The 18662-nt window shown below is 28.3% G+C and carries 13 protein-coding genes and 1 pseudogene; 13 read left to right on the plus strand and 1 reads right to left on the minus strand.

The window, feature by feature from the left end; genetic code table 11:
* Nucleotides 1-276 precede the first annotated feature (276 nt).
* The 8 genes and pseudogenes from OW729_RS07945 to OW729_RS07980 all read left to right on the plus strand — a co-directional run.
* A complete protein-coding gene (locus OW729_RS07945; RefSeq protein ID WP_268060946.1) occupies nucleotides 277-3519 on the plus strand; it encodes a DEAD/DEAH box helicase in 3243 nt (1080 codons plus the stop codon).
* 39 nt (nucleotides 3520-3558) lie between these two features.
* On the plus strand, nucleotides 3559-4266 hold the full coding sequence (locus OW729_RS07950) for a response regulator transcription factor (protein WP_268060947.1): 708 nt from the start codon (nucleotides 3559-3561) through the stop codon (nucleotides 4264-4266).
* On the plus strand, nucleotides 4263-5174 hold the full coding sequence (locus OW729_RS07955; RefSeq protein WP_268060948.1) for a sensor histidine kinase: 912 nt from the start codon (nucleotides 4263-4265) through the stop codon (nucleotides 5172-5174). Before OW729_RS07950 ends, OW729_RS07955 begins: the two co-directional genes overlap by 4 nt.
* A 357-nt stretch (nucleotides 5175-5531) precedes the next feature.
* Nucleotides 5532-6452, plus strand: coding sequence for an ABC transporter ATP-binding protein (locus OW729_RS07960; RefSeq protein WP_268060949.1), 921 nt, complete (start codon nucleotides 5532-5534; stop codon nucleotides 6450-6452).
* Nucleotides 6445-7191, plus strand: a complete 747-nt coding sequence (locus OW729_RS07965; protein ID WP_268060950.1) for an ABC transporter permease — start codon at nucleotides 6445-6447, stop codon at nucleotides 7189-7191. Before OW729_RS07960 ends, OW729_RS07965 begins: the two co-directional genes overlap by 8 nt.
* A gap of 94 nt (nucleotides 7192-7285) precedes the next feature.
* Nucleotides 7286-8020: an ABC transporter permease gene (locus OW729_RS07970; RefSeq protein ID WP_268060951.1), complete on the plus strand. Its 735-nt coding sequence runs from the start codon at nucleotides 7286-7288 to the stop codon at nucleotides 8018-8020.
* A 941-nt stretch (nucleotides 8021-8961) separates the two neighbouring features.
* Nucleotides 8962-9084 carry a hypothetical protein gene (locus OW729_RS07975; RefSeq protein WP_268060952.1) on the plus strand — a complete coding sequence of 41 codons (123 nt, stop codon included), beginning with the start codon at nucleotides 8962-8964 and terminating at the stop codon, nucleotides 9082-9084.
* 7 nt (nucleotides 9085-9091) lie between these two features.
* A pseudogene (locus tag OW729_RS07980) lies at nucleotides 9092-9298 on the plus strand (terminase large subunit); the annotation flags it as partial.
* 85 nt (nucleotides 9299-9383) lie between these two features.
* Here OW729_RS07980 and OW729_RS07985 read toward each other — a convergent pair.
* Entirely contained in the window at nucleotides 9384-10466 is a 1083-nt protein-coding gene (locus tag OW729_RS07985) for an acyltransferase family protein (protein WP_268060953.1), read from the minus strand.
* Between the two features lie 435 nt (nucleotides 10467-10901).
* Between OW729_RS07985 and vanR the strand changes: the two genes are divergently transcribed.
* The 5 genes from vanR to OW729_RS08010 all read left to right on the plus strand — a co-directional run bounded on the left by vanR (nucleotide 10902) and on the right by OW729_RS08010 (nucleotide 18662).
* Nucleotides 10902-11600: a VanR-ABDEGLN family response regulator transcription factor gene (vanR, locus tag OW729_RS07990; protein ID WP_268060954.1), complete on the plus strand. Its 699-nt coding sequence runs from the start codon at nucleotides 10902-10904 to the stop codon at nucleotides 11598-11600.
* Complete coding sequence (locus tag OW729_RS07995; protein ID WP_407647650.1) at nucleotides 11578-12717, plus strand: sensor histidine kinase; 1140 nt, start codon at nucleotides 11578-11580, stop codon at nucleotides 12715-12717. The genes vanR and OW729_RS07995 overlap by 23 nt, the downstream gene beginning before the upstream one ends.
* Before the next feature lie 285 nt (nucleotides 12718-13002).
* Nucleotides 13003-15945, plus strand: coding sequence for an insulinase family protein (locus OW729_RS08000; RefSeq protein ID WP_268060956.1), 2943 nt, complete (start codon nucleotides 13003-13005; stop codon nucleotides 15943-15945).
* Nucleotides 15946-16464: 519 nt separating this feature from the next.
* Nucleotides 16465-16797 (plus strand): TfoX/Sxy family protein, encoded by a 333-nt coding sequence (locus tag OW729_RS08005; protein WP_268060957.1) that lies wholly within the window; start codon nucleotides 16465-16467, stop codon nucleotides 16795-16797.
* 386 nt (nucleotides 16798-17183) lie between these two features.
* Nucleotides 17184-18662, plus strand: a complete 1479-nt coding sequence (locus OW729_RS08010; protein ID WP_268060958.1) for an Lsa family ABC-F type ribosomal protection protein — start codon at nucleotides 17184-17186, stop codon at nucleotides 18660-18662.

Here is an 18662-nt window from a genome sequence, read left to right on the forward strand (position 1 = left end):
TCTGATCAGTTTGAGAATGAGGTGCGATATACTATGATTTAAAATAAGTGTTACTAATATAACTTTAGATAGTAAAATGGAAGAAGTAATAAAGTATAGTTGGCTTATGTTATAATATATAAAGATTCGCTATGTTTTAATAAATTGTTGATGAACTATAATTTCAAAAACAATTTAAAATATGGCTTTAGGAAGACTAAAGGAAGTTTTAAAATAGTGTAAAAAACAACATTCTTTTAAGACATAACCTTAAATTTAAAGTTAATAGGTGAGAATATGTTAAGCGAAAATATGTTATTACAAATATTCAATGAAGAGACTAGTGGTAAAAATTACGATAAAGGAAAAAGAGTTCTTAGTAATGATTTAGTTTCTTCTTTGGATATTACTAGTGAAGATAATTTAATATGTATAGACGGTAACGTGATTTCGGAAAATTTACTTAGTGAATATCACACAAAAATTGAGATGGATAGGGATAGTATTTTTTCTACTTCTTGTAATTGTTTAGATTATGAAAAGAATGAGTTTAAAAGAAAAAATTATTGTTGTAAGCACTTAGTAGCTACCTTTTACAAGGCGGTAGGAGAGTTAGTTATGCATCCTGCTTTAAAGCAATCAGATGGGTTAAAAGAAGTCATATTTAAGAATAAAAATAATGTTTTATCCATGCTTCTAGGAGATGAAAAGAATAAGGATGAAGTTAAAATAGAAGTTTATATAAACAAAAATCAATGGAATGATAAGATATCAGCTGAGTTTAAAATAGGACTAAAATATATGCCTTCAAGGAATCTATATATTTTAAAAGATATTGACCATTTTTTAGTATCATATCATAATGGATTTCCTATAAAATATAGTAAGAATTTTACTTTTAATATAAAAAATCAAAAGTTAAGTATAAAAGATAGAAAACTTATTGATTTTATTGAAATGTTAAAGGAAATGGATACAACTCAAATGTCCTTTGGTAGAAATAGAGATAAGAATGTAGAAGGCAAATATATAAATATTCCTAAATACTTAGTTAGAGAATTTTTTGAGATTATAAAACAGCATAGAGTGTACTTAAGTGATGGATTTTTTTATAGAGATGTTGAGACTGAAATTTTAAATGATCTGCCACCTATAAATTTTGATTTAAAGACTATAAAAGGGAATTATGTTCTAAAATCTTTAGGTGGGATGCCTAAAGTTCTAGGTTCTAAAAATAATGTTTTCTTGTATGGTTCAACAATATATATTCCAGAGTATGAGTTTTGTTATAAGATAAGCCCATATCTTCAAGTATTTAATGAAGGAGATACTATAACTATGGGGGGAGAAGATGAGAAAACAATATTAAGAGAATTAATTCCAGACATTAATAGGTTAAGTGATAATGTTACTTTGTCTAGGTCTATAAAAAATAAAGTGGTTATGGCTGATTGTGAATTTAATTTTTACTTTGACCAAAAAAGTAAAGACATTACAATGATACTAAAGGTGAAATATGGAAATTATGAGTTTAATATTTTTGATGATTGCAAGGAGAAAATAATATATAGGAATTCTAAAAAGGAAGCTGAAGTAATTAATTTTGTCAGTTCATTAGGCTTTCAAGAGATAAATGAAAAATTTTATTTTACAAGGGGAGATGACTATATATTCAGGTTCTTTAAAAGTGAAATATCAAAATTTCAAGAAATAGGAGAGGTCTATTACTCAGAAAATTTTAAAGGGTTAAAATCTTTAGGTACAAAGGGAATTAAGGGAGATATTAAATCAGGAAAATATAACTATTTTGAAATGAACTTCACAATAGGAAATATTCCAGCACAAGAAACCACAGAGATATTAAAGGCATTTAGAGATAATCTTAAATATTACAAGCTTAAAAGTGGGGAATATCTTGATATAGAGGAATTAGAGGTTAATAAGTTTTTAAATCTTTTAGATATGATTTCTCCTAATAATATAAATGATAATCATATTGAGATAGCTAAGAATAAAGCTTCTTTTATACATAGTTATTTAGAAGAAAACAATATTAGATATATAAAAGGGAAAAAAGAGCTAAAAGAAATAAAAAATAAGCTTAATAATATAAATAAATTGAAATTTGAAGAGCCGGCAGAGTTAAATGGAAAACTTAGAAAGTATCAAAGAATTGGTTATAACTGGTTTAAGACATTAGATTATCTAGGATTTGGTGGAATTTTAGGAGATGAAATGGGGCTTGGTAAAACCCTGCAGACCATTACATTTTTATTATCCAATAAGGGTAGCAAATCTTTGATTGTAGCTCCAACATCATTAATATATAACTGGGCACAAGAGTTTGAAAGATTTGCACCAACTTTAAAGGTATTGGCTATAAGTGGGTCAAAAGAAGAGAGAGAAGAGCTAATAAAGAATGTAGAAAATTATGATGTTATTGTAACAACCTATAATTTAGCAAAGAGAGATTTAGAAGAATATAAGAAGATAGACTTTGATTATTGCATATTAGATGAAGCGCAATATATAAAAAATCCACACTCCCAAAATGCACAAGCAATGAAGGAGATAAAAGCAAGAAATAGATTTGCTTTGTCAGGTACCCCTATAGAAAATTCTCTTATAGAATTATGGTCTATATTTGATTTTATAATGCCAGGATATTTGTATGATGAGAAGAGATTTAGCGTACGATATCATAAAAAATTTAAAGAGAATCCAGAGGTATTATCAGAATTAAATAAACTTATAAAACCTTTTATTCTTAGAAGAAGAAAAAATGAGGTTTTAAAGGAATTACCTGATAAGATAGAAAAAACACTTATGGTTACTATGAATAATGAACAGAAAAAAATTTACAAAACTTATGCAAATTATGCAGTAGAGCTTATTGAGAAGAGAGTAAAAGAAAATGAGTTTAAAAGTAGCAAGATAGAAATACTTGCCTACATAACTAAGCTAAGACAATTGTGTTTAGATCCTTCTGTATTGATGAATGATTATACTGGTGGTAGCGGAAAAATAGAAGCTTTAGTGGAACTTCTTTATAAGAATATAGAACAAGGTCATAGAGTACTTGTTTTTTCCCAATTTACATCAGTTCTTAAGAATATAAATAAAAGACTTGATAAAGAAAGAATATCTTGTAGTTATCTAGATGGTTCGGTTCCTTCAACAAAGAGAATGGATATGGTGAAAGATTTCAATGAAGGGGAAAATTCTATATTTTTAATAAGCTTAAAAGCTGGAGGAACAGGACTTAATCTAACATCAGCAGATGTAGTAATACATTTTGATCCTTGGTGGAACCCAGCTGTAGAAGAGCAGGCTACAGATAGAGCTCACAGAATAGGACAAAAGAATGTTGTAGAAGTAATAAAGATCATAGCTAAAGGGACTATTGAAGAAAAAATTATAGCATTGCAAGAAGAAAAGAAAAAGCTTATATCAGAATTAATGGGAGATGAATTATCTAATGGTAAGAGTTTTGCAACTTTAAGTGAAGAAGAGATTCTTCAGTTGTTTGAGATGGATTAAAGGACAAGTATGCAAAATACATTAAATAAAGGTGATATTATGAAAAAGTTAAATATATTAGTTGCAGAAGACGATTTGAATATAAATAATATGATAAAAGAAGCATTGGTAAAAGAAGGTTATGATGCTCATCAAGCGTTTCATGGTGAGGAAGCAGTGAAGAAATTTCTAGCTGGAGAATACCATATGGTAATTATGGATATTATGATGCCTGTCATGGATGGCATTGAGGCAATGAGGAGAATTAGGGAAAAAAGCAAAGTACCTATTATAATACTTTCTGCAAAGGGAGAGGATAGTGATAAAATAATAGGACTAGGTATGGGGGCTGATGATTATATTGTAAAGCCTTTTTCAGTACCAGAGCTTATAGCAAGAGTTAAGTCCAATATAAGAAGAGCAATCTATTATAATGAAACTAAAAATGATGGAGAAAATAGGATATATCAGTATGGCAATGTGAAATTTGATATGAATAATTACACAGTTACAAAAAAAGGTGAAGAACTTACACTTACTGCAAAGGAAATAAAAATTCTTAAGCTTTTCTTTGAAAATCCAAATAGAGTATTTACTAAAGTTCAGATATATGACAGTGTATGGGGAGAAGAGTTTTTATCAGATTATAATACAGTAACGGTACATATGCGAAGACTTAGAAGTAAGATAGAAGATGACCCTAATAACCCTAAACTTATAGAAACTGTTTGGGGTATAGGATATAAATTGGTAGGTAATAGAGTATGATATGGTTATTAGTAATTGTTATTATAATATTGTCTATGCTTTTATTTAATGATAAAAGAAAAACTAAAATGATTACTGGAAAGTTAAGAGATATCTTAGAAAATCATTCAAGGGAAAGAATAAAGTTTTATAATTTAAGTGGAAATAAAAAAGAATTGGTGAAGCAAATTAATATTTTTCTTGATAGATATCAGCATATTTCTATTGATAATAAAAACTATAAAGAACAACACCAAAAGATGATTTCAAATATTTCTCATGATATAAGAACGCCACTTACTGCTCTTATGGGGTATGTTGACCTTCTCTCAGATAATTCTATTATAGAAGAAAAGAAAGAAGAATATATTAATATTATCAGAGAAAGAGGAGTTAATTTAAAAGAGCTTATGGAAGAGTTTTTTCAAATGGCAAAGCTTGAATGTAATGATGTAGAGATAGTTATTGAAAAGTTTAATATATCTGAAATAGTAAGACAAAATATAATTACTTTTATGAATGAAATAAATGAAAGAAACATAACTCCAAAGATAAATATAGGAGATGAAGAGGTTTTCGCTCTTGGAGATAAAAGCAGTACAAATAGAATTATAACTAATCTTATCTCAAATAGTTTGAAATATGGATATGAAGGAAAAGTAATAGGAATTGATTTAACAGTGGATGACCAATGGGTAAAGCTTAGTGTATGGGATAAAGGAAAAGGTATTAATAAAAATGGACTTCCTTATGTTTTTGATAGACTGTACACAGCAGAAAAGTCTAGAAACAGAAATCTTCAAGGAAGTGGTCTTGGACTTAGTATAGCAAAAAAGCTGGCTGAGGATATGAAGGGAAGTATAGAGGTTGAAAGTACACCTTATGAAAAAACAATTTTTACGGTAAAGCTGCCAGTTAGTAAGGGTTAAGAGTTAATAGAAAGAATAAATATTTAAAAATTAAATGTATAGTTAGTACTAAATATCCTATATATGGCTCGTAATATAGCTAAAACAAATACTTTGCTACAATAAATACTTTACAGAAATAAAGTATTTATTGTAGCATTATTATATAATTTATTTAGTATATAATTGAAAAATCATTTATTCATATAAAGTTTTTTAGTTATAAATACAAAAATACTATTTTATAGTTTTTATTAAATAGCTGAAAAAGATTTAATAAATTTGTAATAATTACGTAGCTTGTATTTAAGGATTATCTCTTATTATGTATATCAGTAAGGGATAATCTTTTGTTTATATTAAAGGGGAGGAAAATCAATGGAAAATATATTAAAAACTTATAATCTTACAAAACGATACGGTGCTACAGCTGTAGTTGATAATATTAGTATGAATATTAAAAAAGGTGAGATATATGGATTTTTAGGGAGAAATGGTGCAGGAAAGACGACAACTTTAAGAATGTTAATGGGACTTATTTCTCCAACAAAAGGTGAATATGAGCTTTTTGGGAAAAAGATGAGAGATAGATCTGTGTTCGGAAGAATAGGGGCAATAATTGAAACCCCAGGTTTTTATCCAAATTTAACAGCCAGAGAGAACCTTGATATTCATAGAAGATTAATGGGCATTCCTAATAAGGAATATATAGATGAAGCCTTAGAGATTGTTGGGCTTACTAATTATGATATTAAAAAGAAAAAGGTTCATAAATATTCTTTAGGCATGAAGCAAAGATTGGGAGTTGCAAGGGCTCTTCTTCATAAACCAGAATTTCTTATCTTAGACGAGCCAACTAATGGTCTTGATCCTGTGGGAATTAAAGAGATGAGAGAAACTTTGTTAGAGCTTAATAAAAAGAAAGAGATAACAATACTTATATCAAGTCATATACTTGGAGAGATACAGCAGCTTGCAACAAAGATTGGAATTATTCATAAGGGAAAGCTTTTAGAAGAGATTGATTATAGTAGCTTTGAGAAGAAGAATAGGCATTATATTAATTTAAAAGTTAGCGATGATAAAAAAGCAGTAACTATTTTAGAGAAGGACATGAACATTAAAGATTATGAGGTAATAGATAACAATATAATCAGAGTATATGAAATGCTTGATAAATCAAATGCTGTTGCAAAGAATATGATTTCACAAGGCATAGAAGTTTATGAGGTTAATGTTATGAATGATACCCTTGAAGACTATTTTGTAAGACTTACTGGGGGTGGACAAGGTGATTGACGGATTATATAGTGAATTTTTGAAACTAAAAAGAACGGGATATTATATCACTATTTTACTTGTTGGCTTAATTTGTTTAATGTTTACTACAATGAATAAACAAATGGTATCTTCTTTAAATTGGTATGGATACTTTTTTAAATTTGAATTTATAGCCTTTGGCATATTTTTTACTTTAGTGATTCCAAATATTATTGCTATTATATTTGTTCGAGAATTTAGATATAAAACAGCCCCTATAGAATTTTCTTATCCTAATGGTAGATTTGGAGCTTTAATTAATAAATTTTTAATGAGTATAATAGTTGTGGCTATCATTTATGGGATAAGTTATATTTTAGTAATTTTGGGAGGAGTCATTTTTTTAAAAACTCCTTTGACGACAGAACCTCTTATAAATCATTTTAAAATATTTACAATTTCATTTGTTTTTCAAGTTGCTTTGACTCCACTGGCAATTCTAATAGCCTTGATAGGTAAAAGCATGATTATTTCATTAATTTACTCAATGGTATTAATAACGGGAAATGCCCACTATCTTTTAGAAAGTAAGTATAGTGATTATATATTTTCAATTTTACCAGCATCACCTATTGCAAAGCTTAGGACAACTGTATGTCAAGTTCCTATACCAGTAAATATGGTAATAAGCAATAGTGATATATATTTAGGAATTTTTATATTTATTATAGGCGTTGTAGGATGTATTCTATTTTACAGAAAAGCTAACATTTATTAGGAATATGATATTACATTTGAGTGTGTAAGTAATTATGAAAAATAGTTTTTAATATTACATAATTACTTTGGTATTCTTTAATCAGGAGGTTGTTATGTTAAATATTGTAATGTGTGAATTGAAAAAGTTTAAAAGAATTTGGATTCCATTAATTGTGGGAGTGTTTATTGTAATTCAAATCAGTTTAGTACCTATAAGTCCGGCAGCTATGAAAAATGCTGATGGATTATTCACTTGGGTGAACTTAGCGGTGTTTTCTTATGGATTTCTTGCAGCTACAAATATATTTACTGCCTATATGTTTATGTGGGAATTTAAAAATAATACAATGCTATCAATGATGATATACAAGCATGAAAGATGGAAAATATATATAGGAAAGATCATAGCTATAATATTAATATCATTACTATTGTATATTGTGGAATTTGGTATGCTTACATTGGACAGTTATATATTTTTTAGAGATACTCTTAGTTCAGCAGTTATGATTAAACATTTAATAATAACTTTAAAGGCATTTTTCTTTCAGATGCTTATGATTACAGTAACAGCATGTATTACACTTGTAAGTAAAAAGATTATTGCTCCGGTGATATATATTGGTATTCAACTTGTAGCTAGTTTTATATTTTTAAGTGAACCAATGGTAAGAGCATTTATACCATTTCCACTGCCAGTAGTGTCTAACCTTATGTTGATAAGTGGTAATTATAAAATTATTAAGGATATTTCAATTATGCCAAGTCAAGTTATGATAGCTATTGCAATGTTTATTGTAGGTATTGTGTATGGATGCTGGTATATAAATAAAATGGAAGTAGAATAATAGAATAATGTTGCGACGCAACATTACAGTAGCGATTAGTGAACAGAGAATAGTGAATAGTAAAGGAGGATTTTCCTCCTAGTGTCAGAAAATCTTTAAACTAAGTAAAAAATAAGAGCATAATGAAAAATTGATTTTTCATTATGCTCTTTGTCGTTGTTCCAAACAAAAGAGCTGGTAAGCTCTTAAAAGCGATAGCTTAAGGGAGTCATCTCTTAACTTAAGATTAAAAGATAGTTGCTATAAAATACTAAATAAACATACATACTACCGCTAAAAGGCTGAAAAAACAGTTTAGTTTAAAGATTTTCTGACGTTAGGAGGAAAATCATCCTTTAGTCTTCCTATTCTCCCCAATGTGCATGTTAAGCTGTATTAATTATAAAAAAATCAAGGCATAGGAATAAGATTTTCTTATATATGTAGTTAGCCGATTAAACTTTGAAGTAGCAATTAGAAGTACTTAAAGTGTAGAATTCTAAAAATCCGTAATTGCAGGAATGGACTCCTGCAGCCGAACTGCGTCATGGACGACGCATAGTGAGGGTAGGGTTTTTAGAAGGCTACGCCTTTAGTACTTCTTTGCGTACTGAAGGTTTAATGGATAACTACATATATTTAGAAAAATCTATTTCTATGCCGTTATTCATTAAGTCGCAACATTATTCTAATGTAATTTCAAATAGATGTATTAAAAAAAACGTATTGTAAAAAATACTATAGAAATCTAAGTGAAAAGAGGTGAATATATTATGGCTAAGAAAGGAACTGAAAAACGTTCTGGTTCTAAGGAAACTAATCAAAAACATCAAGCAAATACTAAAAAGGCAAAAACTACAAAATAACATATAGTATTTTATAAGAATTGTTGATTTTATAGTAAGTTTGTTTTATAAATCAACCAATGGAAATTTAGATTTATAAATAAAGGAGAGCAATTTATGTCAACTAAATCAAAAAAGAAAAAAGAAAATGATAGTAAAAATAAAAAATCTAAAACTCCAAATCCAGTCATTATGGATGGAGATTCAGATATGACAAAACCAGTAAGAGGATTAAAGTAAAGAGTATATAAAATCTCAAAAAAGGCTTGTATATGTTTAAATTGGAGACCTTTATCAAGTGCTATCCTCAGAAGCTTTCAATAAAGATTGGCTTAATGTACATGGAGTTATCTTTGATGAATTACATGTATAATCTAATAGAGGATTATTTGATATTATAATAAGGGGCAGTGGTGATGTTAGAACTCAACCACTGTTCTTTTTAATTATGACATAGGAATAGTTTCCCTAAATATATGTAGTTATCCGTTTTAGAATTTTACTTTTTAAATATTTCTAAGCGCTACTTCATTCAAAGTTTAATCAGTGTTAATTTGAATGTTTTTACAGCGTTCTATTGTTACATTTTTATATCGAATACCTAATAAGTATTTTGCAATTGATAGTTTTCTTAAAATTTTATACAAAAAAATACTTAATATAATAGAGAGTATAGATACAACTGGCGCAATTAGTCCTGAAATATATAATCCTTGTGATTTTATCAATAACGAAATTTTACTTATAAAATATGGTTCATGAAATAAGAATATATAAAATGAATATTTGCCTAAAATTAAAAATAACTTATTATTTTTAATGTATATTGAAATATAATAAAAAGCCATTACTGAAATAGGATTTAATACTATTATTGTAAACAAGGAACTATGAGTCTTATTTTTTATTAAACTTGATAATAGTAAAGTAATTACATAAAGCAGTATTATTTTTTTACCATCTTTTAAATACATCTTATTTAAACAAAATAACGAGCCTATTTCATATAAGTAAAGGTAACAAATAAAATTAAAAGCAGGAAAACTTAGTAGGCGGGATATAATAGGAATATGTATATGTCCTACTATAATCGGCCAAGTGATTAATAAAAAAATAAGAAGTGATAGTCTTAATCTTATATTTTTAATATATTTTAGTAAAAAAGGATATGTTAATATTAAAAACAAAAACATTGGTATATACCATAATTGATAAGCTACATTTATGCCAAAAAAAATAAGAATAAATTGTTTAAAAAAATCATAAATGATTAATTTAAGACTAGTATTTGTTTTAAAAATTAAGTACTTACCACAATGTACAGATAAACAAAATATACTAATTGTAAGAAAAGGCAGTAGTATAGCTTGTACTTTCTTTATTAGAAAATCTAGAAACTTTTCATTTTTATTATTCATTGTAAATTTATATCCAGCTATAAATATAAACATGGGAACTGCAACATGGACAATTTTATCAATAAAATTGAAGAATATCCCAGCATCAATATATGATTTTAATTGTAGTATTTGCGTTAAATAGTATGCATTACTATGAATAAATGTAACGAATAATATTGCTATTCCACTATATACTTGTAATTCACTTAAATGTTTTTTCATTATAAGTCCTCCTGTTAACTTAATTATGAACAATATAAATGAGACATCAAATTCATAATTATTAAATTGAAAACAATTTATCCAAAACTTTCATTATATGAATATTATATACAAATAAGTTTTACTTTTCAATTTAATTGCTATTCATAGTTGTATAAAGAATATATTATGGACTATTAATAAACCAATCATGTTGTACACATAAATTTTGTTATATAATAAAGGGTAGACAAACCTTGTAAACTAAGGTTAATCTACCCTTTATTTGATTGATATTGGAACAGTTGAATGTTAAAATGATATTCGTTTGATAAAATAAGTGGTTAAAGTTTTATATGATAAGAATTTTAATAAGGAAAAAGTTAAGAAATGGTTTTTCACTTCGTTATGTAATATTTATGTGAACATATGATTAAAAGAAAGAAGATGATACTTTTGGCTGCAAATATTTTGATAGTTGATGATGAACAAGCTATTGCGGATTTGATAGAAGTTTATCTCAAAAACGAGAACTATAATGTATTCAAATTTTATAATGGCGAGGATGCTCTTAATTGTATTGAAAATGAAAAGCTAGATCTTGTTATTTTAGATGTAATGCTTCCTGATGTAGATGGTTTTTCAATCTGTCAGCAAATAAGGGAAAAGTATAATTTCCCAGTTATTATGCTGACGGCTAAGGAAGAAGAGATTGATAAGATTACTGGGCTTACGTTAGGTGCGGACGATTATATTACCAAGCCATTTCGCCCATTGGAGCTGATTGCCCGTGTAAAGGCGCAGCTTCGGAGATTTACCAAGTATAATTCTACAAAGTCAAGCAAAGAAGAGCATTTGATTGCTTTTTCTGGGCTGGTGCTAGACATGGATAACCATGAATGTATGCTGAATGAGAGAAAACTTTCTCTCACTCCTAAAGAGTTTTCAATTCTTTGGGTTTTGTGTTCAAATCGTGGACGGGTAGTTAGTTTGGAAGAATTATTCCATGAGGTATGGGGAGATAAATATTTTACCAACAACAATAATACAGTAATGGTTCATATCCGGCATTTAAGAGAAAAAATGCATGATAGCGCAGAGCATCCTAAATATATCAAAACGGTATGGGGGGTTGGTTATAAAATTGAAAAATGATTTTAGCAAATTAAAAAGTAAGATATTTATTCGAGTCCTTTTAATTGGAGGAATTACAATTTTTATAGGATTGGGAATAGAATATATTCTTTTGGATGGGTTTTTACAGAATTTTTTTATTGAAAATTTTATTGATTTCTGTAAAAGTGGGTTGCATCTTGACTCAAATGCTTCAAGTAAAATTTACCAATATTTACTCAGAAACAACAAAGGTTTACTGATGTCAATTGGTTTATATGTATTATTGCTATTTATTTTTTATCAATCTCTCTCACGATTTATAAAATATTTTAGCGAAGTTAGTGATGGACTGGACCAACTGTTAGAGGAATCAGTTGATGAAATTACTCTATCTCCTGAGATGGCTTTTATGGAGGCGAAACTAAATAAAATAAAAATCACTTTGGAAAAAAGAAAAAAATCTGCTCAGGAATCAGAGCAACGAAAAAATGAATTAGTGGTATATTTAGCACATGATATCAAAACACCCTTGACATCTGTAATTGGCTATCTCAACCTTTTGGATGAGGCTAAGGATATGCCCGTAGAGCAAAAAGCAAGGTATGTTGGTATTACTCTTGAAAAAGCCTACCACTTAGAGCAACTCATTAATGAGTTTTTTGAAATTACAAGGTTTAATATGACAACCATTGTACTAAATAAGAAAGAGATCAATCTACAGTTTATGCTTTTGCAGATGGCAGATGAGTTTTATCCCATGCTTGTACCAAAAGGGAAAAAAGTGGAAGTAAATGTGCAAGATGATCTTAAAGTATATGGGGATGTAGACAAGATAGCACGGGTTTTTAATAATATTCTCAAGAATGCGATTGCTTATAGTTATGAGAATAGTACGATCCAAATTTCAGCAGAGCGGCAACAGTGCAGTATAGTTATTGTCTTTATCAATCAGGGAAAAATTATCTCAAAAAATAAATTGGACAAGATTTTTGAAAAGTTTTACCGTTTAGACACTGCTCGTTCTACCAGTACGGGTGGAGCAGGTTTGGGGCTTGCTATTGCAAAAGAAATTATCGATGCTCATGGTGGTACTATTTCGGCTGAAAGTAATGAGGAATCTACTAAATTTATAGTTACCCTTCCTTTTAATATATAAACCAGATTGTTGTGTGTTTACAAATTGTTTTTAACTTAATATATAAAAGTTTAAATGAGAAAAAAATTTGTATTTTGCAAAAAAAGCTTCTTTACCTATATCGTAATTGTATAGATAAAGAAGCTTTTATGTATAAAGAAAAAAATATTAAGAATAAACTCTATTCTTAAGTAAATCTTAAGACTTTAATAAGATGAAATTAAACAATAATATATTTGAAATTGATAGTATAGAAGTGAAATTAAATAAGTTACTTTAATTATTAAGACGTGAGGGGGAATATTTATGAAATTCATAAAAAAGAAAGTAGCTTTTATATTGCTGTTTGCTTTAATAGTTCAGTGTGCCAATTTCAGTTTGGTTTTTGCTGCATCTGTAAATAGTGATAGCACAAAATATGGCTTTAAACTTGTCAAGCAAACTTATATTAATAGTATTAAAACCACAGTAATGGAATATATTCATGTAAAAAGTGGTGCTAAGCTAGTATTTTTAAAGAATGCTGATCCCAATAAAGCTTTTTCCATCAGTTTTCGTACGCAACCATCTGATAATACAGGAGTTAATCACGTACTTGAACACTGTATACTGGGCGGATCAAAAAAATATCCAGTTAATAATGCTTTAATGACAATGGCCAACCAATCATTATGCAGTAAGGCAAATGCAGGTACTGCTGATGATCATACAGATTTTTATATACAAACCTCTAATAATAAGGATTATATGAATCTTATGGGAGTAATCTGTGATGCAGTATTTTACCCAAATTTTCTAAATAACCGCAATATATTTCTTCAGGAAGGAGGACATTATGAACTAGATGGGAATAAATCAAAGGTTAGGTATACTGGTGTAGTATATGGCGAAGTGGGTGCACAAAATTCGGAGGAGACTCTAGTAGACAAATCCATTGAGTCAGTGTTACCAGATACTATATATAAATGGAATACAGGGGGAAATAAAGAAGATATTCCAAATGTTACATATGATAAAGTATTGAATACCTACAAAAAATACTATCATCCATCAAACAGTTATATATATCTTTATGGAAATTTAAATATAGATGAAGCGCTTGAGTATATAGACAGCAACTATCTAAGTAAATTTACTAGTAAAAAATTCGATATTAAAGTGAATTTGCAAAAACCTTTTGAAAAGAGTGTTGAAAAGACATATTATTATACAATTGATGGTACTCCAGATAAAAACAGTACTTATTTTTCGCAGAGTTATGTAATTGATAAAGCTACAAACACAGAGGTAGTAAATGCTCTTGAGGTAATTAGTGATATTCTGATTCCAAAGCTAAATAAATCAGCCGCAGATAAGGGACTTAGTTTAGGAAACTGTGGATTGCTTAAAGAATTCGCACAGCCAATTTTTTATATTTCATGCAATCAGACAGATGAAAGTCAAAAAAAGGTATTCCAAAAAATTATTAATGATACATTAAAAGATATTGTAACAAACGGAATAGATAAGGAAGTTATAAAATCCTTAATGATGACCTATGAAACTCAAAAAAGTGATGATAACTTAGATCCAAACCTTGGTACCAAATCAATTCGTCGTAATATTATGTTTTCTTGGATAAATGGGGGTGACCCAAAAGCATATCTTGATGGGGACAGATTGATCAATGTTTTAAAGAAAGAGCAGGACGAAAGATATCTTGAAAATATTATTCAGAAATATCTTATAGATAATAACCATAAATCTCTTGTTACATTAAAAGCAAAGCAGAATGATAGTGTGAGGAATAATGGTGTTATTGATGTTAATACTTTATCTAAAAGTCAGCTTGATAAAATAATTTCAGACACAAATGAATTAAAAAAATGGCAGAAAGAAGCTAGTTCCGAAAAAGCTATTTCTACATTGCCTTTATTAGATGTTTCCGATATTAAACTTGATAAACCAGCTATTAATATCAGTTCATTAAATGGTGCAAAAATGATGTATACACCATTTGAAACAAAGGGTTCTGCTTATTACAATTTATATTTTGATACTTCTATGATAAAACAACAGCAAATTCCATACTTGGATCTTTTGTGCTCTATTCTTACAAATGGTAGCAACAACATATATGATAAATTTAAGAAGACAAGTGGAGTGAATAATGCTACATATGGCAACATCGATTTTTCAGCAGATGCTTATGGAAGGTTTGATTCAACTTCAAAATATTCTCCTAAAATCAAAGCAAGTGTGATTGCACCAGATGACAATATAGACAAATCGCTAGAATTATTGAAGGAAATAATTACTAACTTTGATTTTAAGAACAAAGATGAAATAAAAGGTTTTATTAATGAATCAAAGAGTTCAGCGAAAAATTATATTATATATTATCGCTTCCCAGGATATTTTTCTGAAAAAAACAGATACATTGAAAATTTAAAGGGATTGCGTTGTTATTATTTTTTAAGTGATATTCATAGTAACTTTGATTCGAAGTGGAGTGAAATTCAAAAAAATCTTATAGATGTATATAATACAGTATTTAATAAAAATAATATTACTGTTGGATTTATAGGTACAAATGATTCATACGCACGTTTTAAAAAGTATCTTCCTGACTTTTTAAGATATGGTAAGTCAATAAAGTTTGAACCAATTAATTATACATTTAAAGATACTACAAGAAATGAGGCCTTTATTACGAACTCCCCAAATATAAATGCAGTGATTAAAGGATATAACTTCAAAAAGCTAGGTTATAGTTACAGTGGAAGCATGAAGGTTCTTGAAGCTATATTGAACAACTATCTGTTTGAAAAGTCACGTACAAACGGTGGCTATGGTGGAAATGCAATCATAAACCAAGATGGTAACATTTATTTTGATATTGCTAGAATGCCTGATATTCCTAAATCTTTGGAGATATTTGATAATTTAACCTCCTATTTAAAAAATTTTAAGGCGAATAATTATGAGTTGATGAAATATAAAATAGGGGCCATTAAAAAAATTACAGGGTCTAACTCACAAGTGGTAAATGCAATGGAAAATCAAGAACAGATGATAATGGGAAAAACTCAAAAGGACTATGAAAAAGAATTAAATGAAATATTAGGCACTACTCAAGAAGATATAAATAAAATGGCTAAAATGGTAGATGATGTTATTAAGCAAAATATTTTTTTAGTCATGGGAAATAAAGATAAAATTAATAAACAAAAGAAGATTTTCAACAGAATAGTAGATATATCACAATAATAATAAAATTTTAAAAGTTCATAAATTGGAATTCAAACATAACTCTTTGTTCTGTGGTTGCTTAATGTAAGCTTAGAATAAGGAGTTATTTTATTATTATCAAATAATCTTCTTACATATAAATTTTTCATATAAAATCCTTCCGTATTCTTTATATTTTTATTTAATTATATAGGATATTATTTCTTATTTTAAGTACTTATGCAAAATTATATAAAAATAAGGCTGTTATTTCTGAAGGGGTGTAGTTGTATGATTTGTATTAATTACTATTATTCAAATAATTAGGTTTAGACTTAAACGCTCTAATACAATTGGTATTTAGAAGTTACAATAAAAATGCACAGGATTTTTAAAAAGCTAAGGAATATATTGTTAGAACTTATGAGATGAATTGATTAATTTTTATAACCAATGGTAATTTATATGATAAAATATGTTTAATAAGGTATTTTAAAGAAAGTCAAAGTGACTTTTACTAAAGATTCATGTTTAAATTTTAAATTAGGAGGTATAAATATGGCTTCAAATATAGAGTTTGTAGAATATGTTTGTGATCAAATAAGTGGGGCTGGCAATATAACTTATAGGAAAATGTTTGGAGACTATGGAGTCTATTGTAATGAAAAAATAATAGGACTAATATGTGATAATCAATTTTTTTTAAAGATAACGAAGAATGGTAAAGAATTATTGCATGAAGCTATAGAAGCTCCTGCTTATAAAGGTGCAAAGCCCTCATTTCTCATTGAATCTTTAGATGATAGGGAATATTTGAGTGAAATTGTATCTGTAACTTATAAAGAGTTGCCAATGTCAAAACCTAAAAAGAAAAAAATTAAAAATAAATAGCTTGAGTATATTAAAAGAGACTATATAACACCATAAATACAATGAACAATCTCCTTAAATAGTGTAATAAATTATATTTTTATTCATCCATGAGTTTGATTCATTTGTTTGTTGAATTTTGGAAATCAATATGATACAATTAAAAAAACATGATGATTGGAGTTGAAAAGATGAGTAATTTTTCTTGCTAATTTTACAAAGCATAATAAAATTGTGGGTGCGGGCAATTCCGCTTGTTTTGTTGTGCTTATGCAAGAAAGTTACTAATTTTTCACTCAGATAATATATTCTCGTCATGCCCTAATATGGGTTTGGCTTTGCTGTATTTATGAGCTGCAAGAATTGACTTTCTTGCAGCTTATATTTTTATACAGGAGGATAAAATTATGTCTTTAATAAATGTTAAAAATCTAACCTTTAGTTATGATGGTAGTTACGATAACATATTTGAAAATGTAAGTTTCCAAATAGATACAGATTGGAAATTAGGGTTTACAGGGAGAAATGGTAGAGGAAAAACAACATTTTTTAATTTGCTGCTTGGTAAATATAACTACAGCGGTAATATTTCTGCAAATGTTAATTTTGAGTATTTTCCTTTCTATGTAGCACATAAGGAAAACCTTACAATTGATGTAATCAGTGATATTTTCCCAGACTATCTTAACTGGAAATTGATACGTGAATTTTCATTATTGGAACTTTCTCAAGATATTTTATATCGACCATTTGATTCATTATCATACGGAGAGCAAACGAAAGTACTGCTTGCAACTTTGTTTCTTAAAGAAAACAGTTTTTTACTGATTGATGAACCAACTAATCACCTTGATATGAATGCAAGAAAACTTGTTAGTGACTATCTCAATACTAAAAGTGGTTTTATTTTGGTATCACATGACAGAATTTTTCTTGATAACTGTATTGACCATATTCTTTCTATTAACAAAACAAATATAGAAATTGAAAAAGGCAATTTTTCCTGTTGGTGGGAAAATAAAAAAAGACAGGATAACTTTCAGCTTGCAGAAAATGAAAAGCTTAGAAAAGATATTAATCGCTTATCAAAATCTGCTAAACGAATGGGTAATTGGTCACAAGAAGTAGAAAAATCAAAACAAGGAACAACAAACTCTGGTTCTAAATTGGATAAAGGTTATGTTGGTCATAAATCCGCTAAAATGATGAAACGATCCAAGTCAATCCAAAGAAGACAACAATCTGCTATTGAAGAAAAGTCTAAACTTCTTAAAAATATTGAGAGTTCTGACAGCCTAAAAATTTCTCAACTTACTTATCATAAAAGCCGGTTTGTGGAACTTGAAAATGTTTCGATTTTTTATGGTGATAAGATGGTTTGTGAAAATATGGGATTTACTATTGAGCAAGGTGACAGAATTGCCCTTATAGGCAAAAATGGTTCAGGAAAATCAAGTATTATCAAACTTATTTGTGATGAGAATATAAACTATACAGGAACTTTTAGAAAAGGAAGTAACCTTAAAATATCTTATGTATCTCAGGATACATCACATCTTCAGGGCAATTTGACTGACTATGCTTTAAATAATGGCATTGATCAAAGTCTTTTTAAATCCATTTTAAGAAAACTTGATTTTTCTAGAGTTCAATTTGAAAAAGATATGTCATCTTTTAGCGGTGGTCAAAAGAAAAAAGTGTTGATTGCAAAAAGTCTTTGTGAGAAAGTTCATTTGCATATATGGGATGAACCCCTTAACTTTATTGATATTATCTCCCGTATGCAAATAGAAGAGTTACTTCTTGAATATTCACCAACTTTACTGTTTGTAGAGCATGACATGGATTTTTACAAAACTATTGCAACAAAAATTGTTGAACTTTAA

The sequence above is a fragment of the Clostridium brassicae genome (assembly GCF_026738875.1).
Lineage (GTDB): Bacteria > Bacillota > Clostridia > Clostridiales > Clostridiaceae > Clostridium_H > Clostridium_H brassicae.

What these genes read in the sequence shown, in the direction of transcription:
- OW729_RS07970 (WP_268060951.1), top strand. Translation starts at nt 7,286, where the DNA reads ATGTTAAATATTGTAATGTGTGAATTGAAAAAGTTTAAAAGAATTTGG.
- OW729_RS07945 (WP_268060946.1), top strand. Translation starts at nt 277, where the DNA reads ATGTTAAGCGAAAATATGTTATTACAAATATTCAATGAAGAGACTAGT.
- OW729_RS07950 (WP_268060947.1), top strand. Translation starts at nt 3,559, where the DNA reads ATGAAAAAGTTAAATATATTAGTTGCAGAAGACGATTTGAATATAAAT.
- OW729_RS07985 (WP_268060953.1), bottom strand. Translation starts at nt 10,466, where the DNA reads ATGAAAAAACATTTAAGTGAATTACAAGTATATAGTGGAATAGCAATA.
- OW729_RS08000 (WP_268060956.1), top strand. Translation starts at nt 13,003, where the DNA reads ATGAAATTCATAAAAAAGAAAGTAGCTTTTATATTGCTGTTTGCTTTA.
- OW729_RS07975 (WP_268060952.1), top strand. Translation starts at nt 8,962, where the DNA reads ATGTCAACTAAATCAAAAAAGAAAAAAGAAAATGATAGTAAAAATAAA.
- OW729_RS08010 (WP_268060958.1), top strand. Translation starts at nt 17,184, where the DNA reads ATGTCTTTAATAAATGTTAAAAATCTAACCTTTAGTTATGATGGTAGT.
- OW729_RS07955 (WP_268060948.1), top strand. Translation starts at nt 4,263, where the DNA reads ATGATATGGTTATTAGTAATTGTTATTATAATATTGTCTATGCTTTTA.
- OW729_RS08005 (WP_268060957.1), top strand. Translation starts at nt 16,465, where the DNA reads ATGGCTTCAAATATAGAGTTTGTAGAATATGTTTGTGATCAAATAAGT.
- OW729_RS07960 (WP_268060949.1), top strand. Translation starts at nt 5,532, where the DNA reads ATGGAAAATATATTAAAAACTTATAATCTTACAAAACGATACGGTGCT.